23 protein-coding genes are annotated in these 25,937 nt (G+C 73.3%); 13 read left to right on the top strand and 10 right to left on the bottom strand.

Features of this window, described 5'->3' with window-relative positions:
• Positions 1-54: 54 nt before the first annotated feature.
• The 5 genes from ACNAW0_RS22740 to dnaK all read right to left on the bottom strand — a co-directional run bounded on the left by ACNAW0_RS22740 (position 55) and on the right by dnaK (position 4,780).
• The gene (locus ACNAW0_RS22740) at positions 55-264 is read right to left on the bottom strand and encodes a hypothetical protein (RefSeq protein WP_416289983.1); all 210 of its coding nucleotides are present in this window, start codon (positions 262-264) and stop codon (positions 55-57) included.
• 113 nt (positions 265-377) lie between these two features.
• Positions 378-818 (bottom strand): heat shock protein transcriptional repressor HspR, encoded by a 441-nt coding sequence (locus ACNAW0_RS22735; RefSeq protein ID WP_416289982.1) that lies wholly within the window; start codon positions 816-818, stop codon positions 378-380.
• 29 nt (positions 819-847) lie between these two features.
• Entirely contained in the window at positions 848-2,029 is a 1,182-nt protein-coding gene (gene dnaJ / locus ACNAW0_RS22730; protein WP_416289981.1) for a molecular chaperone DnaJ, read from the bottom strand.
• Positions 2,030-2,108: 79 nt separating this feature from the next.
• A complete protein-coding gene (grpE, locus tag ACNAW0_RS22725) occupies positions 2,109-2,864 on the bottom strand; it encodes a nucleotide exchange factor GrpE (RefSeq protein WP_416289980.1) in 756 nt (251 codons plus the stop codon).
• A gap of 47 nt (positions 2,865-2,911) precedes the next feature.
• Entirely contained in the window at positions 2,912-4,780 is a 1,869-nt protein-coding gene (gene dnaK / locus ACNAW0_RS22720) for a molecular chaperone DnaK (RefSeq protein WP_416289978.1), read from the bottom strand.
• A 210-nt stretch (positions 4,781-4,990) separates the two neighbouring features.
• On the opposite strand from dnaK, the gene ACNAW0_RS22715 reads away from it, so the two are divergent.
• The 11 genes from ACNAW0_RS22715 (at position 4,991) to ACNAW0_RS22665 (ending at position 19,818) form a co-directional block, all read left to right on the top strand.
• Positions 4,991-6,832, top strand: a complete 1,842-nt coding sequence (locus tag ACNAW0_RS22715; RefSeq protein WP_416289977.1) for an ABC transporter — start codon at positions 4,991-4,993, stop codon at positions 6,830-6,832.
• A gap of 112 nt (positions 6,833-6,944) precedes the next feature.
• The gene (locus ACNAW0_RS22710; RefSeq protein WP_416289976.1) at positions 6,945-8,573 is read left to right on the top strand and encodes a GTPase; all 1,629 of its coding nucleotides are present in this window, start codon (positions 6,945-6,947) and stop codon (positions 8,571-8,573) included.
• A gap of 52 nt (positions 8,574-8,625) precedes the next feature.
• The gene (locus ACNAW0_RS22705) at positions 8,626-9,849 is read left to right on the top strand and encodes a hypothetical protein (protein WP_416289975.1); all 1,224 of its coding nucleotides are present in this window, start codon (positions 8,626-8,628) and stop codon (positions 9,847-9,849) included.
• Positions 9,850-9,893: 44 nt separating this feature from the next.
• Positions 9,894-10,046, top strand: a complete 153-nt coding sequence (locus ACNAW0_RS22700; RefSeq protein WP_416289974.1) for a hypothetical protein — start codon at positions 9,894-9,896, stop codon at positions 10,044-10,046.
• Between the two features lie 42 nt (positions 10,047-10,088).
• Positions 10,089-10,487, top strand: coding sequence for a hypothetical protein (locus ACNAW0_RS22695; protein WP_416289973.1), 399 nt, complete (start codon positions 10,089-10,091; stop codon positions 10,485-10,487).
• A gap of 595 nt (positions 10,488-11,082) precedes the next feature.
• The gene (pdhA, locus tag ACNAW0_RS22690) at positions 11,083-12,261 is read left to right on the top strand and encodes a pyruvate dehydrogenase (acetyl-transferring) E1 component subunit alpha (protein ID WP_416289972.1); all 1,179 of its coding nucleotides are present in this window, start codon (positions 11,083-11,085) and stop codon (positions 12,259-12,261) included.
• Positions 12,261-13,250 (top strand): alpha-ketoacid dehydrogenase subunit beta, encoded by a 990-nt coding sequence (locus ACNAW0_RS22685; RefSeq protein WP_416289971.1) that lies wholly within the window; start codon positions 12,261-12,263, stop codon positions 13,248-13,250. The genes pdhA and ACNAW0_RS22685 overlap by 1 nt, the downstream gene beginning before the upstream one ends.
• A gap of 5 nt (positions 13,251-13,255) precedes the next feature.
• Positions 13,256-14,707, top strand: coding sequence for a dihydrolipoamide acetyltransferase family protein (locus tag ACNAW0_RS22680; RefSeq protein WP_416289985.1), 1,452 nt, complete (start codon positions 13,256-13,258; stop codon positions 14,705-14,707).
• A gap of 224 nt (positions 14,708-14,931) precedes the next feature.
• Positions 14,932-15,069, top strand: a complete 138-nt coding sequence (locus ACNAW0_RS22675; protein ID WP_262283549.1) for a hypothetical protein — start codon at positions 14,932-14,934, stop codon at positions 15,067-15,069.
• A gap of 349 nt (positions 15,070-15,418) precedes the next feature.
• Positions 15,419-17,863 (top strand): hypothetical protein, encoded by a 2,445-nt coding sequence (locus ACNAW0_RS22670; RefSeq protein ID WP_416289970.1) that lies wholly within the window; start codon positions 15,419-15,421, stop codon positions 17,861-17,863.
• A 119-nt stretch (positions 17,864-17,982) separates the two neighbouring features.
• On the top strand, positions 17,983-19,818 hold the full coding sequence (locus ACNAW0_RS22665; RefSeq protein ID WP_416289969.1) for an NHL domain-containing thioredoxin family protein: 1,836 nt from the start codon (positions 17,983-17,985) through the stop codon (positions 19,816-19,818).
• Positions 19,819-19,871: 53 nt separating this feature from the next.
• Here ACNAW0_RS22665 and ACNAW0_RS22660 read toward each other — a convergent pair whose 3' ends face one another.
• The 3 genes from ACNAW0_RS22660 to ACNAW0_RS22650 are packed head-to-tail and all read right to left on the bottom strand — an operon-like array spanning position 19,872 to position 22,070.
• Positions 19,872-20,621: a LamB/YcsF family protein gene (locus tag ACNAW0_RS22660; protein ID WP_416289967.1), complete on the bottom strand. Its 750-nt coding sequence runs from the start codon at positions 20,619-20,621 to the stop codon at positions 19,872-19,874.
• Complete coding sequence (locus ACNAW0_RS22655) at positions 20,605-21,453, bottom strand: biotin-dependent carboxyltransferase family protein (protein WP_416289966.1); 849 nt, start codon at positions 21,451-21,453, stop codon at positions 20,605-20,607. Before ACNAW0_RS22655 ends, ACNAW0_RS22660 begins: the two co-directional genes overlap by 17 nt.
• A complete protein-coding gene (locus ACNAW0_RS22650) occupies positions 21,450-22,070 on the bottom strand; it encodes a 5-oxoprolinase subunit B family protein (RefSeq protein WP_416289965.1) in 621 nt (206 codons plus the stop codon). The genes ACNAW0_RS22655 and ACNAW0_RS22650 overlap by 4 nt, the downstream gene beginning before the upstream one ends.
• Positions 22,071-22,176: 106 nt before the next feature.
• Here ACNAW0_RS22650 and trhA point away from each other — a divergent pair, with 106 nt between their 5' ends.
• Together trhA and ACNAW0_RS22640 are read left to right on the top strand one after the other, a co-directional pair.
• Positions 22,177-22,854 carry a PAQR family membrane homeostasis protein TrhA gene (gene trhA, locus ACNAW0_RS22645; RefSeq protein WP_416289964.1) on the top strand — a complete coding sequence of 226 codons (678 nt, stop codon included), beginning with the start codon at positions 22,177-22,179 and terminating at the stop codon, positions 22,852-22,854.
• A gap of 36 nt (positions 22,855-22,890) precedes the next feature.
• Positions 22,891-23,427, top strand: a complete 537-nt coding sequence (locus ACNAW0_RS22640) for a SixA phosphatase family protein (protein WP_416289963.1) — start codon at positions 22,891-22,893, stop codon at positions 23,425-23,427.
• A 71-nt stretch (positions 23,428-23,498) separates the two neighbouring features.
• Here the strand turns inward: ACNAW0_RS22640 and ACNAW0_RS22635 are convergent, their stop codons facing one another.
• Both ACNAW0_RS22635 and ACNAW0_RS22630 read right to left on the bottom strand, forming a co-directional pair.
• On the bottom strand, positions 23,499-23,768 hold the full coding sequence (locus tag ACNAW0_RS22635) for a DUF6458 family protein (protein ID WP_088996804.1): 270 nt from the start codon (positions 23,766-23,768) through the stop codon (positions 23,499-23,501).
• Between the two features lie 175 nt (positions 23,769-23,943).
• Positions 23,944-25,800 carry an acyl-CoA dehydrogenase gene (locus ACNAW0_RS22630; protein WP_416289962.1) on the bottom strand — a complete coding sequence of 619 codons (1,857 nt, stop codon included), beginning with the start codon at positions 25,798-25,800 and terminating at the stop codon, positions 23,944-23,946.
• Between the last annotated feature and the right edge of the window lie 137 nt (positions 25,801-25,937).

The following is a 25,937-nucleotide window of genomic DNA, read 5'->3' as shown; positions in this document are numbered from 1 at the left end:
ACGGCGAACGGGCCGGGACCCCCCGTGGGTCCCGGCCCGTTCGTCGACGGATCGTCAGCTCGGCGATCCGCCCTGCTTCTGGAGCCGCTCGTCGGCTCTGGCCCGGTCGACGCCCTGGTCCATCTGGTCGGCGAAGCGACCTTCTCTGATCTTGTCTGTGAAGCCACTCTTGATGATTCGATCGAATCGCTCGCGGATGTTCTCGGCCACCTTCTCCAGCCGGTCCTCCGCCTCCTGCGCCACCTTCTTCGCCGATTCCGCCATGGCTCCCCCTGCCAGGTTCGGAGTCCGGATTGCGCTGGTTGGGCCTGATTCACAGGTTAGCGGGTCGGGCAGATCCCGCGCCGAGCTTCCCCAAATCGCAGCGCCCCGCGGAGTCAGCGGTCGCCGGTGCGGCGGGGTCGCCAGACGACCAACGCCGTCGAGGTGCGGTTGGTGGGTACGAGGTCGCCGCGCGGGAAGCCACCCAGCGACTCCAGCTCCGCGATCCGGCGATAGGCGGCGTCCAGCTCCGCCTCCAGCCGGGCCACCCGCTGCTGGGCCTCCTCCAGCAGCCGTTCCAAACCGATGATCCGCTTGACCCCGGCCAGGTTGATCCCGTCGTCCTGGCTGAGCCGCTGCACCTCCCGGAGCAGCACAACGTCCCGGACGCTGTACCGGCGGCCGCCGCCAGCTGCCCGGCCGGGCTGCACCAGGCCCAGCCGGTCGTACTGGCGCAGGGTCTGCGGGTGCATCCCCGCCATCCGCGCCGCCACCGAGATCATCAGGACCTTGGCCTCGTAGGCAGGGTCACCCGAGCCGACGAACTCCTGCGACATCCCGCCCACCTCCGCTGCCTTTCACCCGGTCAACTGAACCGACGCACCCGCGCATCGAGATGTTCCCGCGCGGCGGGCGAGGTCTGCTCCGCGAACGCCTCCAGCGCCGCCCGCGCCTCGTCCGACACCTTCGCCGGGACCACCACATCGAGGGTGACCAGCAGGTCCCCGACGCGGCCGTCCTTGCGTACGACTCCCTTGCCCCGGGCCCGCAGCACCCGGCCGCTCGGTGTACCCGGTGGTACCCGGAGGGTCACTGTGCCGTCCAGGGTCGGCACCCGCAGGTCGATGCCGAGCACCGCCTCCGCGAAGGTGATCGGCACGGTCAGGGTCAGATCGTCCCCGGTACGCCCGAACAGCTCGTCCGGCCGGACCTTCACGTGGACGAACAGGTCACCCGCCGGCCCACCCCGCTCACCGGGCTCACCCCGGCCGGCCAGCCGGATGCGCTGGCCGTCGGCGACCCCGGCCGGGAAGCGGACGTTCAGCGTACGGGTCTTGGTGACCCCGCCGGTGCCGCGGCACTCCGGGCACTTCTCCTCGACGATCGTGCCGACGCCCTGACAGTTGCGGCACGGCTCGGAGAAGCTGAACGACCCCTGGTTACGGGTGGTCACCCCGGCGCCGTGGCAGATCGGGCAGGCCTTCGGCTGGGTGCCGGGCTTGGCTCCGGTGCCGTGGCAGGTGTCGCAGACCCCGGGCGCGCGTAGCGTCAGCGGAACGGTCACCCCGCGTACCGCGTCAGAGAAGTCGAGGGCCACCTCGGCCTCGATGTCCCGGCCGCGCGCCGGCCCACGCGCGCGGCCCGCGCCGCCGGCACCGCCGCCGGTGAAGATCGAACTGAACAGGTCACCCAGGCCACCGCCCCCGAACCGGGCCTCACCGCCGGCCGCCCCACCGAACAGGTCGGAGACGTCGAACGGCACGCCACCCGGTTGGCCGCCGCCGCGAGCGTTACGGCGGAACGCGCCCGAGCCGAACAGCGACCGCATCTCGTCGTACTCGCGGCGCTTCTTCTCATCGCCGAGCACGGCGTACGCCTCGGAGACGGCCTTGAACCGCTCCTCGGCCTTCGGGTCACCGGGGTTGTGGTCCGGGTGCGACTCCCGGGCCAGCTTCCGGTACGACTTCTTGATCTCGTCCGAGGAGGCGGACTTCTCCACGCCCAGCGCGGCGTAGAAATCCTTCTCAATCCAGTCCTTGGAACTCACCGGTCCACCCCCTTCCACGGGACGTTCCCCCGTCGTCCCGCCCGCCCGGTCCGGGCGGGCGGGACGTCACGGGTCGGCACTACTCCGGGTCGGCGACCGCGACCAGAGCCGGCCGCAGCAGCCGTTCACCGAGCTGGTAACCCCGGCGCATGACCTGCACGCAGGTCGGTTCGGTCACGTCGGCGGAGGTCTGGTGGGCCACCGCCTCGTGCCGGGTCGGGTCGAACGGGTCGCCCTGCTCGCCGAACGCGGCCAGGCCGAACTTGCCCAGCGCGGTGGTGAGCTGCTCGGCCACCGAGCCGAACCCGCCCACCAGGTCGCCGTGCTCGCGGGCCCGGTCCAGGTCGTCGAGGATCGGCAGCAGCGCGGTCAGCACGGTGCCGATCGCCTGCTCCTGGACCAGGCTGCGGTCCCGGTCGACCCGCTTGCGGTAGTTGGCGTACTCGGCCGTAACCCGCTGCAGGTCACGGGTCCGCTCGTCCAGGTCGGCCCGGACCGTCTCCAGCTCGGCGCCGAGCGGCGCCTCCGGCTGGGCCGACTCCTCGGTCCGCTCGGCCGGGGCGTCAACCACGGGCGGGCCGGAAACCGGGGCCTCGGTCTCGATCTCGTCGACCACGACCTCGGTCTCCTCGACCAGACCCTCGGCTGGTGCGTCGGCTGCCGCGTCGGGCGCCGCGGGAGCGGCCGCGGCGCGGTCGCCGGTCTTGCCGACCTTGCCGATCTTGCGCCTGTCACGGATGACGACCCGCGGCTCCTCGCCCTGCCCGGCGTCGGCGGACCCACCCCGCGCCGACCCGGTGGCACCCGGGTCGGCGGCTCGTGGCTTCTCCGTCATGCGGTTACCTCATCCCTCCGCCGTGCGTACGTGTCCGGGACCGAACGTCACTTCTTGTCCTCGTCCACGATCTCCGCGTCGACCACGTCGTCGGCCCCGCCGGCCTGCGGGCCGCCGGCCTGCGCGCCACCGGTCGCACCCGCGCCCGGCCCGGTCGCGCCCGGCCCAGCCTGCTCGCCCTGCTGCTGCGAGTAGAGCAGCGAGCCGGCCTGCTGGGAGACCTGCGCCAGCTTCTCGTGCGCGGCCTTGATCTTGTCGACGTCCTGGCCACCGAGCGCGCTGCGCAGTTCGCCGAGGGCCTCGTTGAGCTGGTCGCGGTTCTCGCTGGGCAGCTTGTCGCCGCTCTCGGCGAGGAACTTCTCGGTCTGCCACTGGAGCGCCTCGGCCAGGTTGCGGGTCTCCGCGTCGCCGCGCCGGCGCTTGTCCTCCTCGGCGTGCTCCTCGGCGTCCCGGCGCATCCGCTCGATGTCGTCCTTCGGCAGCGACGAGCCGCCGGTGATCGTCATCTTCTGTTCCTTGCCGGTGCCCAGGTCCTTGGCGTGCACGTTGACGATGCCGTTGGCGTCGATGTCGAACGTGACCTCGATCTGCGGCACGCCGCGCGGCGCCGGCGGGAGGCCGGTCAGCTCGAAGGTGCCGAGCTTCTTGTTGTAGGCCGCGATCTCCCGCTCGCCCTGGAACACCTGGATCAGCACCGACGGCTGGTTGTCGTCGGCGGTGGTGAAGACCTCGGAGCGCTTGGTCGGGATGGTGGTGTTGCGCTCGATGAGCTTGGTGAAGATGCCGCCCTTGGTCTCGATGCCCAGGCTCAGCGGGGTCACGTCGAGCAGCAGGACGTCCTTGACCTCACCCTTGAGCACGCCGGCCTGCAGGGCGGCGCCGACGGCCACGACCTCGTCCGGGTTCACGCCCTTGTTGGGCTCCTTGCCGGTGAGCTGCTTGACCAGGTCGGTCACGGCGGGCATACGGGTCGAGCCGCCGACCAGGATGACGTGGTCGACGTCCGAGATCTTGATCCCGGCGTCCTTCACGGCCTGCTCGAACGGGACCTTGCAGCGGTCCAGCAGGTCCTGCGTCATGCGCTGGAACTCGGCGCGGCTCAGGGTCACGTCGAGGTGCAGCGGGCCCGCCGAGCCGGCGGTGATGTACGGCAGGTTGATGTTGGAGGTGGTGGCGGCGGACAGCTCGATCTTGGCCTTCTCGGCCGCCTCCTTGAGCCGCTGCATGGCCATCTTGTCCTGCGACAGGTCGATGCCGTGCTCGCCGCGGAAGGTCTTCACCAGGTGGTCGATGATCCGCTGGTCCCAGTCGTCACCACCGAGGTGGTTGTCACCGCTGGTGGACTTGACCTCGATGACGCCCTCGGCCAGCTCGAGCAGCGACACGTCGAAGGTGCCGCCACCCAGGTCGAAGACCAGGACGGTCTGCTCCTTGGAGCCCTTGTCGAGGCCGTACGCCAGGGCGGCCCCGGTCGGCTCGTTGACGATCCGCAGCACGTTGAAGCCGGCGATCTCACCGGCCTCCTTGGTGGCCTGGCGCTGGCTGTCGTTGAAGTAGGCGGGGACGGTGATCACCGCGTCGGTGATCTGCTCGCCCAGGTACGCCTCGGCGTCCCGCTTGAGCTTCATCAGCGTGCGGGCCGAGATCTCCTGCGGGGTGTACTTCTTGCCGTCGATGTCGACGGTCCAGTTGGTGCCGACCTCGCGCTTGACCGACCGGATGGTCCGGTCCGGGTTGGTTACCGCCTGGCGCTTGGCGACCTCACCGACGAGCACCTCGCCGTTGCGGGCGAACGCGACGATCGAGGGGGTCGTCCGCGAGCCCTCAGCGTTGGCGATGACGGTGGGCTCACCGCCCTCGAGAACGCTGACGCAGGAGTTCGTCGTGCCGAGGTCGATGCCGACCGCACGTGCCATGTTCGCTTCCTCGCTTCGTAACGGATGAGCAGGTCAACGGGCCTGCCCGGCGGGTCGCCCGCAGCGACCGCACCACAAGTTGAGTGAACCGGACTCAATAGTGCCATGCCCGTCGCAAACCGCAAGTCGGGGTTGAGTCGACCCGACGCAACCTGAGGTGGTATTACTGTCCGGTTGTCTTCGCTTGCCTCGGTCGGGCAGGCTTTAGCCGTGACGACGCATGGCGATTCCGCCACCGATTCCGGCACGCCCGCCGTCGCAGCCCGCAATGGACCCGATGCCGGGTGCGACGACCTGCCCGTCGGCAGCGCGGAGAGCCTGCCCGCCGCGCTCGCCGGCCTGCGGGCCGCGATCGGGGCGGTCCGGTACCCGCTGGCCCTGCCCTCGGCGGAGCCGGCCCGGCGCGCCGCCGCCGGCCTCACCCACCAGCTCGACGACTATCTGCTGCCCCGGCTCGCCCGCCTCGACGCCCCGCTGCTAGTGGTGGTCGGCGGCTCGACCGGCGCGGGCAAGTCGACGCTGGTCAACAGCCTGGTCCAGGCGCGGGTGAGCGCCGCCGGGGTGTTGCGCCCCACCACCCGCTCGCCGGTGCTGGTCTGCAACCCGGCCGACGCCGCCTGGTTCCGGCAGGGCGACCTGCTGCCCGGCCTGACCCGGACGAACGAGCCGACCGAGGACCCGGGCACCCTGCAACTGGTCACCGCCCCCGCGCTGCCGGCCGGGCTGGCCTTCCTCGACGCGCCCGACATCGACTCGGTGGTCGACGCCAACCGGGCGCTCGCCGGGCAACTGCTGGCCGCCGCCGACCTCTGGCTCTTCGTCACCACCGCCGCCCGGTACGCCGACGCCGTCCCCTGGGAGCTGCTGCGCGGCGCCCGGGCCCGCGGCACGGTGATCGCCATGGTCCTGGACCGGGTGCCCCCGGAAGCGGCCGACGAGATCGCCGCCCACCTGTCCGAGATGCTCGCCGCCCAGGACCTGGCCGCCGCGCCGCTCTTCGTGCTGCCCGAGACCTGGGTCGACGGGCAGGGGCTGCTCCCCGACCGGGTCACCGCCCCGCTGAGCGCCTGGTTCGCCCGGCTCGCCGCGGACGCCGACGCCCGGTCCGCCGTGGTCCGGCAGACCCTCGACGGCGCGCTGGCCGCCCTGCACCCCGCCGTGGCGGGGCTGGCCGACGCCGCCGACGAGCAGGTGGCCGCTGCCGACGCGCTGGACGAGCGGGTACGGGCGGCGTACCGGGCGGCGGAGCGAACCGTCGACCAGGGGCTCAAGGACGGCCGGCTGCTTCGCGGCGAGGTGCTGGCCCGCTGGCAGGAGCTCGTCGGCACCGGCGAGTTCTTCCGCACCCTGGAGGCGCGGATCGGCCGGCTGCGTGACCGGGTGGTTGCCAAGGTGACCGGGCGTCCAGCCCCCGCCGCCGAGCTGCGTACGGCGATCGAGTCCCAGCTCGTGACGCTGCTGCGCGGGGTGACCGCCGAGGCGGCGGAGCACACGTACACCGGGTGGAAGGCGCATCCGGCCGGTGCGGAGCTGCTCGCACCGGAGCTCGCCCGCCCCTCTGCCGACCTGGCCGAACGCGCCGAGCGGCTGGTCCGGGACTGGCAGCGAGGGGTGCTGGAACTGGTCCGGGTCGAGGGCGGCAACCGCCGTTTCGTGGCGCGCACGGCCGCGTACGCGGTCAACGCCACCGGCCTGGCGGTCATGATCGCGGTCTTCGCCTCCACCGCCTTCATCCCGACCGGGCTGGAGGTCGCCACCGGCGCCGGCACCGCGGTCGCCGGGCAGGCGGTCCTCCAGGCGCTCTTCGGGGACCAGGCGGTCCGCAGTCTCGCCAACAAGGCCCGGAGTGACCTGCTCGACCGGATCGGCAGGCTGCTGGCGGAGGAGACGGCACGGTTCCTCGCCCGCACCGGGGCCGCCCGGCCGGCTTCCGAGACCAGCGCCGACCTGCGCCGGGCGGCCACCGACGTGGAGAAGGCCCGGCACCGCTGCGGCCTGTCCCGCGCCGGCGGCCCGGTGCTGCCGGCCCCCGACCAGGATGGCCGCCGATGAACGCGCCACAGCTACGCCGATCCGCCGCGCTGTTTCCGGCCGGGGTGAGAAGGGTTCCCTTCTCTACCGGAGGCGTTAACAGGGGGCCCCTCCTTTCCTCCGGAGGGCCGCGGTGAGCGATCCGGACGCCCTGATCGCGCGTCTGCAGGCCGTCCAGCGCTTCCTTGCGGCGGTGGACGGCCAGGTGCCCGACGCCCAGCTGGTCGCCGCGCACACCGTGGTCGAGCGGGCCGGCACCCGGCTCGCCCTCTCCGGGCACCACACCGTCGTCGCCCTGGCCGGGGCGACCGGCAGCGGCAAGTCGAGCCTGTTCAACGCCCTGGCCCGGCTGGACCTTTCCCCGGTCGGCGTACGCCGCCCCACCACCGGGGTGGCGTACGCCTGCGTATGGGGGCCGCTGGACGGCGCGTCCCGGCTGCTCGACTGGCTCGGGGTGCTGCCCCGGCACCGGTTCGTCCGGGAGAGCGCGCTCGACGGCGACGACGAGTCGGCGCTGCACGGGCTGGTCCTGCTGGACCTTCCCGACTTCGACTCGGTGCAGCGCAGCCACCGGCTGGAGGTGGACCGGCTGATCGGCCTGGTCGACCTGGTGGTCTGGGTGGTCGACCCGCAGAAGTACGCCGACCGCGTGATTCACACCAGCTACCTGCGCGAGTTCCACCGGCACAAGGACGTCACGGTGGTCGTGCTCAACCAGGCCGACCGGCTGCCCCCGGCCGAGCTGCCCCGGGTCCTCGGCGACCTGCGCCGGCTGCTCGACGCCGACGGGCTCGAGGGGGTGCCGCTGCTGCCCACCGTCGCCGTGGACCCGGCCGGGTCGAAGGGGCTCCGCGCCGAGTTGGAGCGTACGGTCGCCGAGCGGCGGGCCGCCCTGCGCCGGCTGGCCGGCGACGTGGACACCGTGGTGGCCGGGCTGGAACCGCTGGTCGGGCCGGAGGCACCCCGTACCGGCCCGGGTGACGCGTCGGCGCGGGAACTCACCTCGGCGCTGGCCGGGGCGGCCGGGGTGCCCACGGTGGCCGAGGCGGTGGAGGCCGCGTACCGGCACCGGGCCGTCGGGACGACCGGCTGGCCGCTGGTCCGCGGCTGGCGGAAACTCCGACCGGATCCGCTGCGCCGGCTGCACCTCTCCGGCGGCGCCGACGCGCCGGCGGAGAGCCTGGTCGCGGCGACCTCCGTACCCGATCCCACCGCCGCGCAGCGCTCGGCGCTCAACCTGGCCATCCGCGCGGTCGCCGACCGCTCCGCCGTCGACCTGCCGGCGCCCTGGCCAGCCGCGGTGACCGCCGCGGCCCGGTCCCGGCTGGCCGACCTGCCGGACGCGCTGGATCACGCGGTGGCCGCCACCGACCTGGGCCTGGAGCGGCGGCCCGCCTGGTGGCGGGTGGTCGGCCTCCTCCAGTGGCTGGTCACCGTCGCGGCGGCGGCCGGGCTGGGCTGGCTGGTGCTCGGCTACGTGCTCCGCGCGCTCGGTCTGCCGCCGCTGGAGAATCCGCGGCTCGGCGAGGCGCCCTGGCCGACCCTGCTGCTCCTCGGCGGCCTGCTCGCCGGGCTGCTGGTCGCGGCGTTGGCCCGGCCGGTGATCCGGTGGGCGGCGCGGCGCGCCCGGCAGCGGGCCGAACGCCGGCTGACGACCTCCGTGGGCAGCGTCGGCGAGAAGTACGTGCTGGATCCGGTCTGGGCGGTGCTGGCCCGTTACGCCGAGGCCCGGGAGGCGCTGCGGGAGGCCACCTCGCGCTGAGCCCGGCACGCTGACCGGTGCCGGCGGCGGCCGAGCGGCGTAGGGTCGGTGCATGGTCACGCCACAGACTCCTTACGAGGCGGTGCTGCACGCCGCTCGCGACGTGACGAGGCTCGACTCCGCCCTCGACGCGGAGATGCTCGGCGCCGCACTGCTGGGCAGCGTCTACGCCGTCGCCGATGCCGACCGGGAGACCGCGGTCCGCGAGTTCGTGGCCGGGTTCCTCGCCGCCACGTCCCGCCGGCGCAGCGCCGCCGCCACCACCATCCGCGCCGTCTTCGCCACGCTGGTGCCGGACGCCGAGGGCGCCGCCCGGATCCGCCCCGGGGTGTACGCCCCGGCCTGGGCGGGGCAGCTCGGGCGGGTGCACCTCACCGGCGCCTGGGCGTACGGGGACGTCTACGGCGACCAGACCTCCTACCTGGCCACCTTCGCCTACGACGACGCCGAGGGCGGGCCGGAGCACGCCGTGGTGGCCCTGGTCGACCACAACATCGGCATCACCAAGGACGTCTTCGTCGGCGGGCCGGCCGGGCGCATCGTCGAGCAGGCCCGGGAGATCTGCACCGAGGACGAGTTCACCTGGTTCCGGACGGAGGACCCGGCCCGGATGCACGCGGAGGTGAGCCGCCACCTGGGGGTCACCGACGACCTCGGTGAGCTGCCCGCCCAGGGCTCGCTGGCCACCGACCGAGCGTTGGTCGGCGCGCGGCTGTCCGTCCTGCCCGGCCGGGCCGTCGCCGCCGGGGCCCAGGACGTCCCGCCGCCCACCGACGAGGAGCGGACCCGGCTGGTCCGGGCCTTCCTCGGCTCGCCGGAGGCGGCCCGGTTCGGCCTGGACGCGATACCCGACGCGGAGCTGGCCTCGCTGCACTTCTGCCTGGGCCTGCTGCTCGACCACGCGGCCAGCTTCCCGGACGCCGACCCGATGCGCTGGAGTCCGACGGTCGCCGAACTGTTCCTGCTCGACTGGGTGCACCGCCGGGCCGTGCTGGACATGGACGACGCCGCGCTGCTTCCCCGGGTGCTGCGCGGCTGGGCGGCGTACGCGGCCCACCAGCGAGGGCTGCCGGCGGCGGCGGCCCGCCGAACGGACGAGGCGATCGAGGAGATGGTCCCCGAGTTCGCCCGGCTCTACAGCACCGGCGAGCGACGCAGCCCGGCGACGGCGGCGGTCGCCCAACTGATGGCCGACGGCGTCGACCCGGACGACCCGGCCGCGCTGGACGCCTGGATCGAGGCCAACCGGCACCGCCTCACCGACGACCCGGCCTGAGCCCGCCTCACCCGAGGGCCACGCCGGTCCGCGGGCTCGTACCCGTGGCTTCCCCAGTGCCGGCCGGAACGGGCGCGAGCTGGGGCGACGGGCTGGGCAGGACCACGGGCACCGCTGGTGGCGGTGAGCCGGGGGAGCCGGTCGGGATGGGCTCCGGGCTGGTGCTGCTCGGGGGATCGCTCGCCGGATCGGAGTAGGTGCTGGTCGGGTCGCCCGTGGGGCGCGGTGACGGGCCCGGCGTGGCGGACCCGGAGGCCGAGGGCGAGGGCGAGGCCGACGGCGACGGCGAGGGGGCCCGGGGCGGGCGCGGCGAGGCGTTCGGTGTGGTGCGGACGGGGCTGCGGGTAAACACCGGCACGGCCGGCCAGGACCGCCGGCGCGAGCCGAGGCCCCGGTTGTCGGAGGGTGCCGGCGCGGACCACGGGCGGCCGGTGGCGACGGGGGTCCGGCTGGGCAGGGCCGGGGGCTGGGCCCCTTCGGGTAGTGGAAGCACCACCGGGCCGATCGAGGGAGTCGGGATGAACGGGGTGCTGGCGTCCGGCAGGGCGCTGTTGCCCATGGTGGCCGACCCGGTGCTGATCGCGGCCAGGATGGGCATGGACGCGGTGCCGGCGAGCAGCGCGACGGTGACGAGGTAGCCGCGGCTCGAGCCGCCCGCCCCGGGTGCCCGGTGGGCCCCGATCAGCCGGCGGTAGCCGCTCCCGGGCACTGCGGGGTCACGACCGAGAATGGGCGTGCCGGGACCTCCTGCTGGCTCGGACACCGGCAACACTCTCCTCGTACGTCGACCCGACCGGCTTCCCGGACAAAATTGGCCTAACCGGACACCAGTCAGCTTGACCCAGTGACCTTCAGTTCACCAGACGCCACAGCGTGTCGACACACCACTTGTCCGTCGTCGAGTGCGACTCAAGCGACAAAACCTCGATACGTCGCGAACCAGACGGAACACCCCGGGCAGGGGAGGCCATACTGTGGGACCCCTCACCTCCTCTGCAATCATTCAGGCACGACGGCAAAGCAGCCGCCACCTCCGCGCATCCTGCGGCTGGTGCGGAACGGCGCCGGCGCTCCCGGGCCGGGTTGCTTCATGACCCGGCTCACGCCGCGCGGCAACCCTCACCGGGGCTAGGCGCGGCGCCAGGACCAGCCCGGCTCGAGCCGGGCGGCGCATGATGCGCGCGCGGCACGGGTCACCCCCGGAGCCGGCGCAGACCAGACAGGGAGAGACGGATGGCAAAGGGCGACCCCGGGGTCACCAGCCGCGGCCGGCGGGCCGCACCCCGTTCGAAGCGTGCCGCCGTGGCAGGCGAGCTGGAACTCGTACAGCTACTCACACCCGAGGGCGAGCGGATCGAGAGCGCACTCGGCCCGGACGGGACCGAGTACCGCGTTGACTTCACCGACGAGGAGTACCGCGGGCTCTACCGCGACCTCGTGCTGGTCCGCAAGCTCGACGCCGAGGCCACGGCCCTGCAGCGCCAGGGCGAGCTGGGCCTCTGGGCCAGCCTGCTGGGCCAGGAGGCGGCGCAGGTCGGCGCCGGCCGGGCGCTGCGTACGCAGGACATGGCCTTCCCGACCTACCGGGAGCACGGCGTCCTCTACTGCCGGGGCATCGACCCGATCATGCCGCTCGGCCTGTTCCGCGGCGTCGACCAGGGCGGCTGGGACCCGAACGAGTTCAAGTTCAACATGTACACGATCGTCATCGGGGCGCAGACCCTGCACGCGGCCGGGTACGCGATGGGCGTCGCCATGGACGGCAAGACCGGCGGCGACGACGGCGAGGCGGTGATCGCGTTCTTCGGTGACGGCGCCACCAGCCAGGGCGACGTCAACGAGTCGTTCGTCTGGGCCAGCGTCTTCAACGCCCCGCTGGTCTTCTTCTGCCAGAACAACCAGTACGCCATCTCGGAGCCGCTGGAGCGGCAGACCCGGGTCCCGCTGTACAAGCGGGCGGGCGGCTTCGGCTTCCCCGGCGTCCGGGTGGACGGCAACGACGTGCTCGCGTCGTACGCGGTGACCCGGCACGCGCTGGACAACGCGCGGCACGGCCAGGGGCCGAGCCTGATCGAGGCGTACACCTACCGGATGGGGGCGCACACCACCTCCGACGACCCCACCCGCTACCGGATCGCCAGCGAGGTCGAGGCCTGGCAGGCCAAGGACCCGATCGCCCGGATGAAGGCGTTCCTGGAGAAGCAGAAGATCGCCGACGCGGGCTTCTTCGCCGAGGTCGACGAGCAGGCCCGCGCCGAGTCGGTGCACCTGCGCGAGCGGGTGCTCGCCATGCCCGACCCCGCGCCGGTGACCATGTTCGACCACGTCTACCCGAACGGGTCGCCCGAGCTCGACGAGCAGCGGGAGCAGTTCAGCAAGTACCTGGCATCGTTTGAGGGGAGCGCGCACTGATGGCCACGGAGACCCTCACCCTCGGCAAGGCACTCAACACCGGTCTGCGCAAGGCCATGGAGAACGACCCGAAGGTCGTCATCATGGGCGAGGACGTCGGCAAGCTCGGCGGTGTGTTCCGGATCACCGACGGCCTCCAGAAGGACTTCGGCGACCAGCGGGTGATCGACACTCCGCTCGCCGAGTCCGGCATCATCGGCACCGCGGTCGGCCTGGCCATCCGGGGCTTCCGGCCGGTCTGCGAGATCCAGTTCGACGGCTTCGTCTACCCGGCGTACGACCAGATCGTGTCGCAGGTGGCGAAGCTGCACTACCGCTCGCAGGGCAAGGTCCGGATCCCGATGGTCATCCGGATCCCGTACGGCGGTGGCATCGGCGCGGTCGAGCACCACTCCGAGTCGCCCGAGGCGTACTTCGCGCACACCGCCGGCCTGAAGGTGGTGACCTGCGCGAACCCGCAGGACGCGTACTCGATGATCCAGCAGGCCATCGCCTCGGACGACCCGATCGTGTTCCTGGAGCCCAAGCGGCGCTACTGGGAGAAGGGCCCGGTCGAGCTGGACGCCCCGCTGTCCGAGGCGTACCCGCTGCACGCCGCCCGGGTCGCCCGGCCGGGCACCGACGCCACCGTGCTGGCGTACGGCCCGATGGTGCGGACCGCCCTGGACGCGGCCACCGCCGCCGCCGAGGACGGCCGGGAGTTGGAGGTCATCGACCTGCGCTCGCTCTCCCCGCTGGACCTGTCCGCCGCGTACGCGTCGGTGCGGCGCACCGGCCGCTGCGTGGTCGTCCACGAGGCCCCGGGCAACCTGGGCCTCGGCGCCGAGATCGCGGCCAGGATCACCGAGGAGTGCTTCTACTCCCTGGAGTCCCCGGTGCTGCGGGTCACCGGCTACGACACCCCCTACCCGGCTGCCCGGGTCGAGGAGGAGTACCTGCCCGACCTCGACCGGGTGCTCGACGCCGTCGACCGCACCTTCGGCTGGTGAGTGGCATGTCACGGATCAAGGAGTTCAACCTCCCCGACCTGGGCGAGGGCCTGACCGAGGGCGAGATCCTCGCCTGGCTGGTCAAGGTGGGTGACGTCATCGAGCTGAACCAGCCGATCGTCGAGGTGGAGACCGCCAAGGCGGCCGTCGAGATCCCGGCGAAGTGGGCCGGCCAGGTGCAGGCGATCTTCCACCCGGAGGGCACCACCGTCGAGGTCGGCACCCCGATCATCGCGATCGACACCGACCCGGGCGCCGGGCCGATCGACGAGTCGACGAGCCGGCCGACCCCGTCGGCGGCCTCGCTGGCCGCCGTCGAGATCGCGCCCGAGGAGGGCATGGTCGAGCCGGGCCTGATCGGCGGTCCCGCCCCGGGTGGGCGTACCGCCGTACTGGTCGGTTACGGCCCGCGCACGACGGCGGCGAAGCGTCGCCCGCGCAAGGGCGGCATCCCGACGCAGGCAGCGGCCGCCCAGGCCGCCCCGGCCCAGGCCGTGCCGGTGCAGGCCGCGCCGGTCGTCCCGGCGTCGCCCGCGCCGGTGGTCAACGGCGCCGGCCGGTCCGGTGGGCTCGTGCTGGCCAAGCCGCCGGTTCGCAAGCTCGCCAAGGACCTCGGCGTCGACCTGACCACGCTGACCGGCTCGGGTCCGCTGGGCTCGATCACCCGGGAGGACGTACAGCGGTCGGCCTCGGCCCCGGCGGCGGCCGAGCCGCTGACGGTCGCGGCACCGGGCGCGACGCCCGCGAGCTTCGGCGCGGACCGCGAGCAGCGCATCCCGGTCAAGGGGGTACGCAAGCTCACCGCCGAGAACATGTCCCGCTCGGCGTTCACCGCCCCGCACGTGACGGAGTTCCTGACCGTCGACGTGACCCGGGCGATGAAGGCGCTGGACCGGCTCCGCGGGCGGCGCGAGTGGCGCGAGGTGCGGGTCTCCCCGCTGCTGCTGGTCGCCAAGGCGGTGCTGCTGGCGGTCAAGCGCCACCCGATGGTCAACTCGACCTGGGCCGGCGACGAGATCGTGGTCAAGGACTACGTCAACCTGGGCATCGCGGCGGCCACCGAGCGCGGCCTGATCGTGCCGAACGTCAAGGACGCCGGCCGGCTGTCGCTGCGCGAGCTGGCGGACGCGCTGACCGAGTTGGTGCAGACGGCGAAGGCCGGCCGCACCTCCCCGGCCGACATGTCCGGCGGGACGCTGACCATCACCAACGTCGGCGTCTTCGGCGTCGACACCGGTACGCCGATTCTGCCCCCGGGCGAATCCGCGATCCTGGCCTTCGGGGCGGTGCGGGAGATGCCGTGGGTGCACAAGGGCAAGGTGAAGCCGCGCCTGGTCACCACCCTGGGCCTCTCCTTCGACCACCGGATCATCGACGGTGAGCTCGGCTCGAAGTTCCTCCGCGACGTCGGGGACTTCCTGGCCGATCCGGAGGCGGCGCTGCTCGCCTGGACCTGACGGTCTGCTGACCCCGGCGACGGCCGGTGTGCCACGGGTGAACGCCCGGCACACCGGCCGTTGCCATCTGGTGGATCGAATCTTCGGCTCAATAAGGGCGTGGACCTACGATCCTTAGGTGCGTGGCCCAGCTCACCTAATAATCGATGGAATTTGGCCGCGTCATGCGCTTCAATAGAGACATCAAGGGGCTGACAACCGAATAGCCAGGAGGAGAGACCCAGATGAGCATGATCGAGCGAATCCGTAACCGCCGCGATGCCAACCGCCGTGCCCGCGCCATCGAGCACGCGCTGCGTTCCGCCAATTCCCCCGCGGTCCGCGAGGAGCTCCTCGCCATCGCCCAGCGTCACCTCAGCTGACGCTCCCCGCCGTTCCTCACCTCCTCCAGTTCGAAGACCCGCCCGGTCACCCCGGGCGGGTCTTCGGCGTCACGGGTCGATTGATACCGGGATTCCACCTCGCCGCGCCGCCCGGTACGGTGGGGCTCGGACGCCACCCGCCCGCCCCCGGACCGATCGCGCCCACGGAAACCGATCGACAGCGCCCGGTAACGGCGAGTGACGGCCGGTGCTCCCCCGGGCGCCTCTCGGCGGCCACCCGATACGGTGCGGGGAGCCCGCACGGCCGGTACCCGCCGGCGACGCCGGCAACCAGGCCGACGGTCCCGATCGGCATCGGCGGCCGACATGTGATGGAGGAGGCGCACCCATGACGTCCGAGGTCCCGCACCGCCCTGGCCAAGAGCCGGGCGAGGTGACGCCGGGCGCCGGTGGACCGGCGCCGTACGGCGACCGCCCGGCCCAGCAGGACAACGGGTACCCCGGTGCCGCCGACCTCGGCTGGGCCCCGCCCCCGCCGGCCGGTCCGCCCGCCCAGCCGGCCCCCGCCTGGGGCAACCCGAACGACCAGCGCCCCGCCTGGGCGCAGCCGGGCGGCCAGCCCGCCGCTGGGCGAGCCTCCGCGCAGGTGCCGCCACCCGGCCAGCCGGGCGCGTGGGGCGGTTCCCCCCAGGCCGCCTGGGGCGCGCCCGAGCAGGGTTCGCCCGCCTGGTCCGCCGCCCCACCGGCCCCGGCCGGTGAGCAGGCGCCGCCCGCGTGGGCCGCCGCCCCGGCGAACGCCCCCGCCGAATCGGCCCCGCCCGCCTGGTCGCCACCGGGCGAGCAGAACGGCCCGGGGTGGGGCACCGCCGCCGGTCCGCAGGACGACCAGCCGGTCTGGGGCCAGCAGTCCGAGCCAGCCGCCCGTGCCGCCGTGTCCGTGCCGGGCGCACCGGCCGACAACTGGCCGACCCACGACGACCCCGACGGTTCCGGCCGCTGGGCCGCGGGCCGGGACGCCGGGCAGGCCGAGGCCCCGCACCCGCCCGCCTGGGGTACGCCGAACGAGCAGCGCCCCGCGTGGGAGGACGCCGCGGCCGCGCCACAGCAGCGCGACCAGGACCGGCCGACCGACGAACCGGCGCAGACCGGCCGGGACTCGGCCACCGGCCCGACGCCTGGCGACCGGCCGGAGTCCGGTGCTTGGACGCCGGCCCGCGCCAGCGTCTCGGTACCGTCCCCCGACTCCCCGTCGGCATGGGGCGGCGCGCAGGACGCCCCGCAGTGGACACCCGAGCGTCCCGCCGTCCCCGACGCCGAGCCGTGGGCGCCGGGTGAGGCGTGGGGCCAGCCCGGCGAGGCCGCGCCGGACGAATCGGCGTCGAACGGCTGGGAGCCGGCCCGGGCCGAGGAAGCGCCGGTCTACCAGCCCGCCCCGGCTCCGGGCATCTCCCCGGGCAGCGCCGTGCCGCTGCCGCCCCAGGAGCAGCGGGTGCCGGGTGCCGCTCTGGCCGCCTCGCCGCCCACCGACTACATGCCACCGGGGCAGTTCGCCCCCGCCGCCGAGCCGGCCGGCCGGCCGTACGAGCCGGAACAGGCCGCTTGGGGTACGCCGGAGGCGGGGCACGAGGAGCCGCAGTCGCCGGCCGGGCCGGTGGTGCCCGGCCCGCGTACCTCCCCGGAGTCCGGCGCGGCCGGTGTCGTCTCGGCCAGCGCCTCGGTGCCGATGGCCAGCCGGGTGACGCCGCCGACCGACCAGCCCCTGCACGCGGCCGGCGTACCGGCCCCGCAGCCCCGGGTGTACGGCCGGCCGGCCCGACCCGAATCCGAGGAGCCCTTCGGCCAGGACGCCTCGAACAGCTTCCCCGAGGCGGGTCCGCGCTTCGACGAGCCCGGCCCGGCGCCCCGGTTCGACGAGGCAGCCTCGAACGCCTTTGCCGAAGCACCCCCGGCACCTTCCTCACCCGCCGGCCCGCCGCCGTTCCCGCCCGGCATGCCGTCGTTCGCGGACCCGGTCGGCAACAACCGGCCGGTCAACGGGGTGCACCCGCAGAGCGACGAGCGCCCCGGCGACCCGTTCGGCGTACCCGGTGGTCACCAGGACCCGTTCGGCGGGCCCGGTGGTCACCAGAACCCGTTCGGCGGGCCCGGTGGTCACCAAGACCCGTTCGGCGCACCGGGCGGCCCCCAGGCGTTCGGCGCACCGGGCGGCCAGCAGAACCCCTTCGGCGCGCCCGGTGGTTACCAGGACCCGTTCGGGGCACCGGGCGGCGACCCGTTCGCCGGGCCGGGCGGCCAACACGACGCGTTCGGCGCACCGGGCGGCGGTCACGCGTCCGGCGCCGTACCCGGGCCGGGGGCGATGGGCGCGCCGGATCAGGGCAACTTCCCACCCGCGTACCCGCCCCCGCCGGCCCCGCCGGCCTGGTCGCAGGGCCCGACCAACGAGGCGGACCAGGGCCGCTTCGACGCGTTCAAGCCGGAGGCCGAGCCGCAGGCCGAGGCGCCCACGCCGAAGGTACGCAACGGCCGGGTGCTGGCCGCCGTGCTGATCGCCGCAGTGCTGATCCTGGCCGTCCCGCTCGGCCTGCTCGCACTGCTCGGCAAGATCGGCGGGGATGACAAGTCGGCCGGGTTCGACCCGGCGGTGGGCTCCTGCGTCAAGCAGGCCGGCACCAATGGAGTGGCGGCCGCCGACTGCGGCGCGCAGGGCGCGTTCACGGTCGTCTCGAAGGTCGACGCCGAGGAGAAGTGCGGCGACCCGGCGCAGCCGCACGTGGTGCTCCCCGGTGACGGGGCGAACCGGGTGCTCTGCCTCAAGCCGGCCGGCAAGTAGCAGCTCGCAGCGGCGGGGTCACGGTGGTCCGTGGCCCCGCCGTCGTACGTTCCTGGGTGTGATCCTCCCCGCGCCGGGTGCCGGCCGGGTCGGGCCGTCCCGTCCGGCAGACTGAGGGCATGAGCGCACGAGTACGGGCACCCGAGCTGCGCGGCCGGGCCTGGTTGAACACCGGCGGCAGGGACCTGAAGCTGTCCGATCTTCGAGGAAAGATCACAGTCCTCGATTTTTGGACCTTCTGCTGCATCAACTGCCTGCACGTGCTCGACGAGCTGCGCCCGCTCGAGGAGAAGTACGGCGACGTCCTCGTGGTCATCGGCGTACATTCGCCGAAGTTCGAGCACGAGAAGGACCCGGACGCGCTGGCGCCAGCCGTCGAGCGGTACGGGGTGCACCACCCGGTGCTCGACGACCCCGAGCTGGACATGTGGCAGCAGTACGCGGCGAAGGCCTGGCCGACCCTGTCGGTCGTCGATCCCGAGGGCTACGTGGTCGCCACCATGGCCGGCGAGGGGCACGCCGAGGGGCTGGCCCGGCTGATCGACGAGCTGATCGCGACCCACGAGGCGAAGGGCACCCTGCACCGGGGCGACGGCCCGTACGTCCCGCCGGCGGAGCCGGAGACCACGCTGCGCTTCCCCGGCAAGGCCGTGGTGCTCGACGGCGGCAACCTGCTCGTCTCCGACTCGGCCCGGCATTCCCTGGTCGAGCTGGCCCCTGACGGCGAGAAGGTGCTCCGCCGGATCGGCGCGGGCAGCCGCGGCCACGCCGACGGCCCGGCGCAGGGCGCCACCTTCTCCGAGCCGCAGGGGCTCTGCCTGCTCCCCGCGCACGTCGCCGAGGTGGCCGGGTACGACCTGGTCGTCGCGGACACCGTCAACCACCTGCTACGCGGCGTGAAGCTGGCCACCGGCGAGGTGGTCACGGTGGCCGGGAACGGGCGGCAGTGGCGCTCGACCGTCGACGACCACGCGCACGACGCCTGCTCGGTCGACCTTTCCTCCCCGTGGGACGTCGCCTGGTACGACGACAAGGTCGTCGTCGCGATGGCCGGCATCCACCAGCTCTGGTGGTTCGACCCGATCAAGCGGACCGCCGGTATGTACGCCGGCACCACCGTCGAGGCGCTGCGTGACGGCCCGCTGTCGGACGTCTGGATGGCCCAGCCCTCCGGCCTCTCCGTCTCGGCCGACGGCACCCGGCTCTGGATCGCCGACAGCGAGACCAGCGCCGTCCGGTACGTCGAGAACGGGGTGATGCACACCTCCGTCGGGCAGGGCCTCTTCGACTTCGGTCACGTCGACGGCCCGGCCGACCGGGCGCTGCTCCAGCACCCGCTGGGGGTGTGCGCGCTGCCCGACGGCTCGGTGCTGATCGCCGACACGTACAACGGGGCGGTGCGCCGCTTCGACCCGGCGACCGACCAGGTCGCCACGGTGGCGGACGGGCTGGCCGAGCCGAGCGACGTGGTGCTCACCCCGGAGGGCGAGGTGCTGGTGGTCGAGTCGGCCGCCCACCGGCTGACCCGGCTGGCCCCGGGCGCGCTCACCGCGGCGGGCGCGAGCACGGTGGACGGACCCCGGCACAAGCTGGAGCGCAAGCCGACCGACGTGGCGGCGGGCGAGCTGACCCTGGATGTGATCTTCACGCCGGCACCGGGCCAGAAGCTGGACGAGACGTACGGGCCGTCAACCCGTCTGGTGGTCTCGGCGTCCCCGCCCGAGCTGCTGATCGAGGGGGCCGGGACGACCACCGACCTGTCCCGCCGGCTGGTGGTCAACGGTGACGTGGCGCAGGGCGTGCTCCAGGTGACCGCCCAGGCGGCCACCTGCGACGCCGACGTCGAGCACGCGGCCTGCCACCTGACCCGACAGGACTGGGGCGTCCCGGTTCGCGTGGTCGAGGGCGGCACCACCCGCCTCCCCCTGATCCTCCGCGGCCTCGACGAGTCCTGATCCGGCAAGTCCTCCGCAACGCCCACTCGGCCGGGAGGGCGGGGGCGCGGCGGTCAGGCGAAGGGAGCGGGGGTGACGCCGGCGTCGATGAGGGCGGCCCGGACCAGCTCGGCGCAGCGCACCGCGCCCGGAGTGTCCCCGTGGAGGCAGATCGACTCGATGGGGCAGGGAATCACCCGGCCGTCCACCGCGACCACGGTCCGCTCGGTGGCCATCCGGACGGCCCGGGCGGCCACCTGCTCCGGGTCGCTGACCAGCGCGTTCGCGGCGCTCCGGGGCACCAGCGAGCCGTTGGGCAGGTAGTTGCGGTCGGCGAAGCCCTCGGCGACCACCCGCAGCCCGGCGCCGACGGCGAGTTGGGCGAGCACCGAGCCGGGCGGGCAGAGCAGGGGCAGCTCGTGGTCGTACGCGCTGACGGCGGCGACCAGCGCGGCGGCCTGGGCCTCATCGCAGGCCGCCGCGTGGTAGAGCGCACCGTGCGGCTTGAGGTAGCGGACCCGGGTGCGGAACAGCCGGCAGAACGCGTCGAGCGCGCCGAGCTGGTAGGTCGTCTCGTCGCGCAGCTCGGCGAAGTCGTACGCGATGTGCCGCCGGCCGAAGCCGGCGAGGTCCCGGTAGCCGACCTGGGCGCCGACGGCGACCCCGCGCGTGGCGGCGCCGGCGCAGACCCGGTGCATCGTGGACGGGTCGCCGCCGTGGAGGCCGCAGGCGACGTTGGCGGAGGTGATCAGGTCCAGCAGCGCCTCGTCGTCGCCGAGCCGCCAGATGCCGAATCCCTCGCCGAGGTCAGCGTTGAGGTCCATGGAACGTCACCGTAGTCCCCGGGCGGGCCTGCGCGAGCGGGGTCACGTCGTCCACCACCCCGATGACCGGGTACCCGCCGGTGGTGGGGTGGTCGGCGAGGAAGATCAACGGTTGCCCGTCCGGCGGCACCTGCAACGCGCCGAGGACGAGGCCCTCGCTGGGCAGCTCGCCGGCCAGCGCGCGGGGCAGGGCCGCGCCGACCAGTCGCGCGCCGACCCGGTTGCTCGCCGGGCTGATCCCGTACGGGGTGGTGAGGAGCAGGTCCAGCGCGGCGGGGGTGAACCAGTCGTGCCGCGGGCCGGGGCGTACGGCCAGCCGCAGCCGGTCGGGGATCGGCGGGCCGGCCGTGCCGTCCACCGGGGCGGGCGGGCCGACGGGCCGGCCGAGGGGCAGCCGGTCGCCGTCGCGTACCGGGGGTGGGCCGAGTCCGGAGAGGGTGTCGGTGGCGCGGCTGCCGAGCACCGGCTCGACCGTGATCCCGCCGCTGACCGCGAGCCAGGTACGCAGCCCTACGCGGGCGGGGCCGATCCGCAGCACCGCCCCGGCGGGCAGCGACAGCGGGCGGCCCACGTCGCCCGGCCGCCGGTCGACGCGGACGTCCACCTCCGCTCCGGTGAGCGCCACGGTGACGGCCCGGGTGAACCGCAGCGCGCAGCCGGTCAGGGTGATCTCCAGTCCGGCGGCGCTCTCCGGGTTGCCGACGAGCCGGTTGGCCAGGCGCAGCGCGGCCGGGTCGAGCGCGCCGGAGCGGGGCACGCCGAGGTGGGCGTACCCGGGTCGACCCTGGTCCTGCACGGTGGTGAGGGCACCGGCCCGGAGCAGCTCGATCATGCTGCGCACACCGGCACCAGCCGGACCCGGGTGCCGGGGGTGAGTCGGGCCGGTGGGTCGGCGTGCACGTCGAAGAGGACCAGGTCGGTCCGCCCGACCAGCAGCCAGCCGCCGGGGGAGGCGGTCGGGTAGATCCCCGCGTACGGGCCGGCCAACGCGACCGACCCGGCCGGCACCCGGGTACGCGGCGTGGCCAGCCGGGGCACGGCCAGCTCCGCCGGCAGCCCGGTGAGGTACGCGAACCCCGGCGCGAACCCACAGAACGCCACCCGGAACTCGGTCCGCCGCAGCCGCTCGACCGCGGTCGGGACGTCGACTCCCCAGTGGCCGGCGACGGCGGGCAGGTCCTCCCCGTCGTACACGGTGGGGACCGCGACCTCGGCGGCGGCGGACGTGGCGGCGCCGGCCCGCGGGGCCCACCCGGCGATCCGGGCGGCGGTCGCCGCCGGATCGGGTACGCCGTCGAGCAGCACCGTAGCCGCCGCCGGGACGATCTCGACGGCGCTCAGTTCGCCGGCTTCGCGGCGGCGCCACAGCTCAGCCTGCCATGCCTGGACCTGTTCGGGGTCGTCGCAGTCGAGCAGCAGAGCGTGCGCGCCGACGGGTCGGATCCGCATTCCGCCATACTCGCGGATCGAGCCGTCGGCCAGGGTCCTCGGGACGTCCGAAGGCGTGACGACGGGCACTACTTACAAGTAACCTACGGTGCCGTAACCTATTGGCGTGACCACCTCCGCACCGCTTCGACTCAAACCGGTCGACATCGGCAAACCCCGGATGCGCGGCTGGCTGCACACCTACGCGTTCTTCGTCGCGCTCGTCTGCGGCATCGTGCTCACCTCGATCGCGGCGGCCCAGCCCAACTGGGCGCCCCTGTTCAGCTGCCTGGTCTACAGCCTGACCGTCTGCGGCCTCTTCGGCACCAGCGCGCTCTACCACCGCCGGGTCTGGTCGGAACGCGGTTACCAGATCATGCGCCGGCTGGACCACTCGATGATCTTTTTGTTCATCGCCGGCACGTACACCCCCTTCTGTGTCCTGCTGCTGACCACCCGGCAGGCGACCGTCATGCTCGGCCTGGTGTGGGGCGGGGCACTGGCCGGCGTGGCGCTCAAGCTCATCTGGCCACACGCGCCGCGCTGGGTCTCCGCACCGCTCTACCTGGCCCTCGGCTGGGTCGCGGTGGTGATGCTGCCGCAGATCCTGCACTCCGGCGGGGTCACCGCCCTGGTGCTGCTGGTCGTCGGCGGTGGGATCTACAGCGTCGGCGCGGTCTTCTACGCGCTGCGCCGGCCGAACCCGTGGCCGACCGTCTTCGGCCACCACGAGTTCTTCCACGCCTGTACCCTGGTTGCGGCGATCTGCCATCACATCGCGATCTACTTCGCGCTCTTCGCCTGAGCAGCGCTCTGGTCGCTGATCAGGCAAGCTGTGCCCATGACGGACGGCAGGAACCAGCAGCGGACACTCGTGCTGCTCCGGCACGCCAGGGCCGAGCAGTCCCAGGACGTCCCGGACGCGGAACGCCCGTTGACCGCACGCGGGCACGCCGACGCGGCGGCGGCCGGCGCATGGCTGGCCCGGCACGCCCTCCTCCCCGATGTGGTCCTCTGCTCGACCGCCCGGCGTACCCGGCAGACCTGGCACGGGGTGGCGCTGGGCATGACAGGGTCCCCGCCGGAGGGGGGCCCGGCGGGGACCGCACCGGTGGTGCGCTACGAGGCGACCGCGTACGAGGGGCAGCCGGACGTGCTGCTTGAGCTGGTCCGGGCGGTCGCCCCGGACACCGACACCGTGCTGCTGATCGCCCACAACCCGGGCATCTCACTGCTCTCCGGGCTGCTCGATCCGCAGCGGGCGGATCCGGACGGGCTGCGCACCACCGACCTGGTGGTACACCGCCCGACCACCCGGTGGGCCGCCCTCGCGCCCGCCGCCGCCCCCATCACCGCCCGCCACACCGCCCGCGGCTGAGGCGTTAAGGAGGGGCCCCTCCTTAACGCCTCAGGCAGAGAAGGGGCCCCTGTTCGCAAGGAAAATGCCGGTCACGACGGTGGGGCGGTGGGCGGCGGAGGGTCGGGTGGCGGGGGCATCATCGCCGTCGGGTGGGAGAGCCGGTTCTCCTCCACGATCAGCGTGCGGGCCCGCTTGCGGCGGTCCTGCCAGAACCAGAGCGTGGTGAGCAGGACGGCCAGCCCGGCCAGGATGAACACCCAGCCGACCGCGCGAAGGTCGATCCACCAGACGTTGGCTCGGATGGCGAAGGTCAGGATCGCGCCGATGGCGATGAGAAAGATTCCGCTACCAATGCCCATGTGCGCTGCACTCCCCTGTGCGGTGGCTCTTGGGCGTGTCCTGTCGTGGTCCGCGTGGGTTACCCGTCAGGCGGCCGGCCTACCGGTTGGGGCGGCGAAACAAGGGCGGCCGGCGAGTTGCCGCTCGCCGGCCGCCGCTTGCCGGGGTGGAACAATTCGAATCACCCAGACGGGGTCAGAACGCCTCCTCCGGGAGATCCATGACTTCCAGGTCCGCGCCCTCGATGATCCGCCGGTCGGCGCCGATGCGGGGCAGCACCTCGCGGGCGAAGAACCGGGCGGCCGCCACCTTGCCGGTGTAGAACGCCTTGTCGGCGACGGAGACCTCGCCGGCCAGCGCCTTCAACGCCACGTCCGCCTGCTTCTGCAGCAGCCAACCGACGACCAGGTCGCCGACCGCCAGCAGGAACCGTCGGCTGCTCAGGCCGACCTTGTACAGGGCCCGCGCGTCCCCGGACTGGGCCTCACCGAGCCAGCCGGTCAGCACGCCGAGGATGTTCTGGATCTCGGCGAGCGCCTTGCCGAGCGCCTGCCGCTCCTCCTTGAGCTGGCCGTTGCCGGCCTCCGAGGTGATGAACTCCTGAATCTCACCGGCGACCGCCAGCAGGGCCCTGCCGTTGTCCCGGACGATCTTCCGGAAGATCAGGTCGAGGCTCTGGATCGCGGTCGTGCCCTCGTACAAGGTGTCGATCTTGGCGTCCCGGACGTACTGCTCCAGCGGGTAGTCCTGGAGGAAGCCGGAGCCGCCGAAGGTCTGCAGTGACTCGTGGCCGAGCAGCTCGTACGCCCGCTCCGAGCCGACGCCCTTGACCAGCGGCAGAAGCAGGTCGTTGACCCGCTTGGCCAGCTTGGTGGCCCGCTCGTCGCCGGCCGCCTCGGCCAGAGCGACCTTGTCCTGCCAGGTGGCCGTGTAGCAGACCAGCGCCCGCAGGCCCTCGGCGTACGACTTCTGCAGCAGCAGCGAGCGGCGCACGTCCGGGTGGTGGGTGATGGTGACCCGCGGGGCGGCCTTGTCGGTCGACCGGGTCAGGTCGGCGCCCTGCACCCGGTTCCTGGCGTACTCCAGTGCGTTCAGGTAGCCGGTGGAGAGGGTGGCGATCGCCTTGGTGCCGACCATCATCCGGGCGTACTCGATGATCATGAACATCTGTCGGATGCCGTCGTGCTTGTCGCCGAGCAGCCAACCCTTGGCCGGTACGCCGTGCTCGCCGAAGGTCATCTCGCAGGTGTTGGAGACCTTCAGGCCCATCTTGTGCTCGACGTTGGTGGCAAAGACACCGTTGCGCTCGCCCAGCTCACCGGTCTCCTCGTCGAAGTGGTACTTCGGCACCACGAAGAGGGACAGGCCCTTGGTGCCCGGGCCGCCGACTCCCTCGACGCCGACCGGGCGGGCCAGCACGTAGTGGACGACGTTGTCGGAGAGGTCGTGCTCGCCTGAGGTGATGAAACGCTTCACGCCCTCGATGTGCCACGAACCGTCCGGCTGCGGGATCGCCCGGGTACGGCCGGCGCCGACGTCCGAGCCGGCGTCCGGCTCGGTCAGCACCATGGTCGAGCCCCACTGCTTCTCGATGAAGAGCTTGGCCCACTTCCGCTGCCGCTCGGTGCCCTCGACGTGCAACAGGTGCGCGAAGGACGGGCCGGAGGCGTACATCCAGATCGGGGCGTTGGCGCCGAGGACCAGCTCGGCGAGCGACCACCAGAGCGCGCGCGGGGCGCGGGTGCCGCCCAGCTCCTCGGGGAGGTCGAGGCGCCAGAACTCCGAGTCCATGAAGGCGCGGTAGGACTTCTTGAACGACTCCGGCAGCGGAGCGGTGTGCGTCGCCGGGTCGAAGATCGGCGGATTGCGATCACTGTCCGCGTAGCTGGTGGCCAGGTCCTCGCGGGCCAGGCGGTCGACTTCGGAAAGGAAGCTGCGGGCGGTGTCGACGTCCAGGTCCGTGTACGGCGCCTGGCCGAACGTCCGGTCCGCCCCGAAGACCTCGAACAGGTTGAACTCGAGGTCCCGAAGATTGCTCTTGTAGTGGGTCATGCTCGCTGGCCCCGCTTCCCGACAGGCGTTACCGATCAGTAACTCAGACTGTATTACTCACCGGTAGCCAACGACAAGCCGCTCTGCAGAGTGACCGCGATTACACACCTCCAGTTTCGGCGTCCGGCCAACCCCCG

Origin of the sequence: Micromonospora sp. SL1-18 (assembly GCF_047921505.1) — a bacterium.
Taxonomy (GTDB): domain Bacteria; phylum Actinomycetota; class Actinomycetes; order Mycobacteriales; family Micromonosporaceae; genus Micromonospora.
The sequence above is the reverse complement of the archived record's forward strand: the minus strand, read 5'-3'. Positions and strand labels throughout refer to the sequence as shown.

Coding starts and splice junctions, on each gene's coding strand:
- ACNAW0_RS22740 (WP_416289983.1), bottom strand. CDS start 264: ATGGCGGAATCGGCGAAGAAGGTGGCGCAGGAGGCGGAGGACCGGCTG.
- ACNAW0_RS22735 (WP_416289982.1), bottom strand. CDS start 818: ATGTCGCAGGAGTTCGTCGGCTCGGGTGACCCTGCCTACGAGGCCAAG.
- grpE (WP_416289980.1), bottom strand. CDS start 2,864: ATGACGGAGAAGCCACGAGCCGCCGACCCGGGTGCCACCGGGTCGGCG.
- dnaK (WP_416289978.1), bottom strand. CDS start 4,780: ATGGCACGTGCGGTCGGCATCGACCTCGGCACGACGAACTCCTGCGTC.
- ACNAW0_RS22705 (WP_416289975.1), top strand. CDS start 8,626: ATGGTCACGCCACAGACTCCTTACGAGGCGGTGCTGCACGCCGCTCGC.
- pdhA (WP_416289972.1), top strand. CDS start 11,083: ATGGCAAAGGGCGACCCCGGGGTCACCAGCCGCGGCCGGCGGGCCGCA.
- ACNAW0_RS22685 (WP_416289971.1), top strand. CDS start 12,261: ATGGCCACGGAGACCCTCACCCTCGGCAAGGCACTCAACACCGGTCTG.
- ACNAW0_RS22680 (WP_416289985.1), top strand. CDS start 13,256: ATGTCACGGATCAAGGAGTTCAACCTCCCCGACCTGGGCGAGGGCCTG.
- ACNAW0_RS22675 (WP_262283549.1), top strand. CDS start 14,932: ATGAGCATGATCGAGCGAATCCGTAACCGCCGCGATGCCAACCGCCGT.
- ACNAW0_RS22670 (WP_416289970.1), top strand. CDS start 15,419: ATGACGTCCGAGGTCCCGCACCGCCCTGGCCAAGAGCCGGGCGAGGTG.
- ACNAW0_RS22665 (WP_416289969.1), top strand. CDS start 17,983: ATGAGCGCACGAGTACGGGCACCCGAGCTGCGCGGCCGGGCCTGGTTG.
- ACNAW0_RS22660 (WP_416289967.1), bottom strand. CDS start 20,621: ATGGACCTCAACGCTGACCTCGGCGAGGGATTCGGCATCTGGCGGCTC.
- ACNAW0_RS22655 (WP_416289966.1), bottom strand. CDS start 21,453: ATGATCGAGCTGCTCCGGGCCGGTGCCCTCACCACCGTGCAGGACCAG.
- ACNAW0_RS22650 (WP_416289965.1), bottom strand. CDS start 22,070: ATGCGGATCCGACCCGTCGGCGCGCACGCTCTGCTGCTCGACTGCGAC.
- ACNAW0_RS22640 (WP_416289963.1), top strand. CDS start 22,891: ATGACGGACGGCAGGAACCAGCAGCGGACACTCGTGCTGCTCCGGCAC.
- ACNAW0_RS22635 (WP_088996804.1), bottom strand. CDS start 23,768: ATGGGCATTGGTAGCGGAATCTTTCTCATCGCCATCGGCGCGATCCTG.
- ACNAW0_RS22630 (WP_416289962.1), bottom strand. CDS start 25,800: ATGACCCACTACAAGAGCAATCTTCGGGACCTCGAGTTCAACCTGTTC.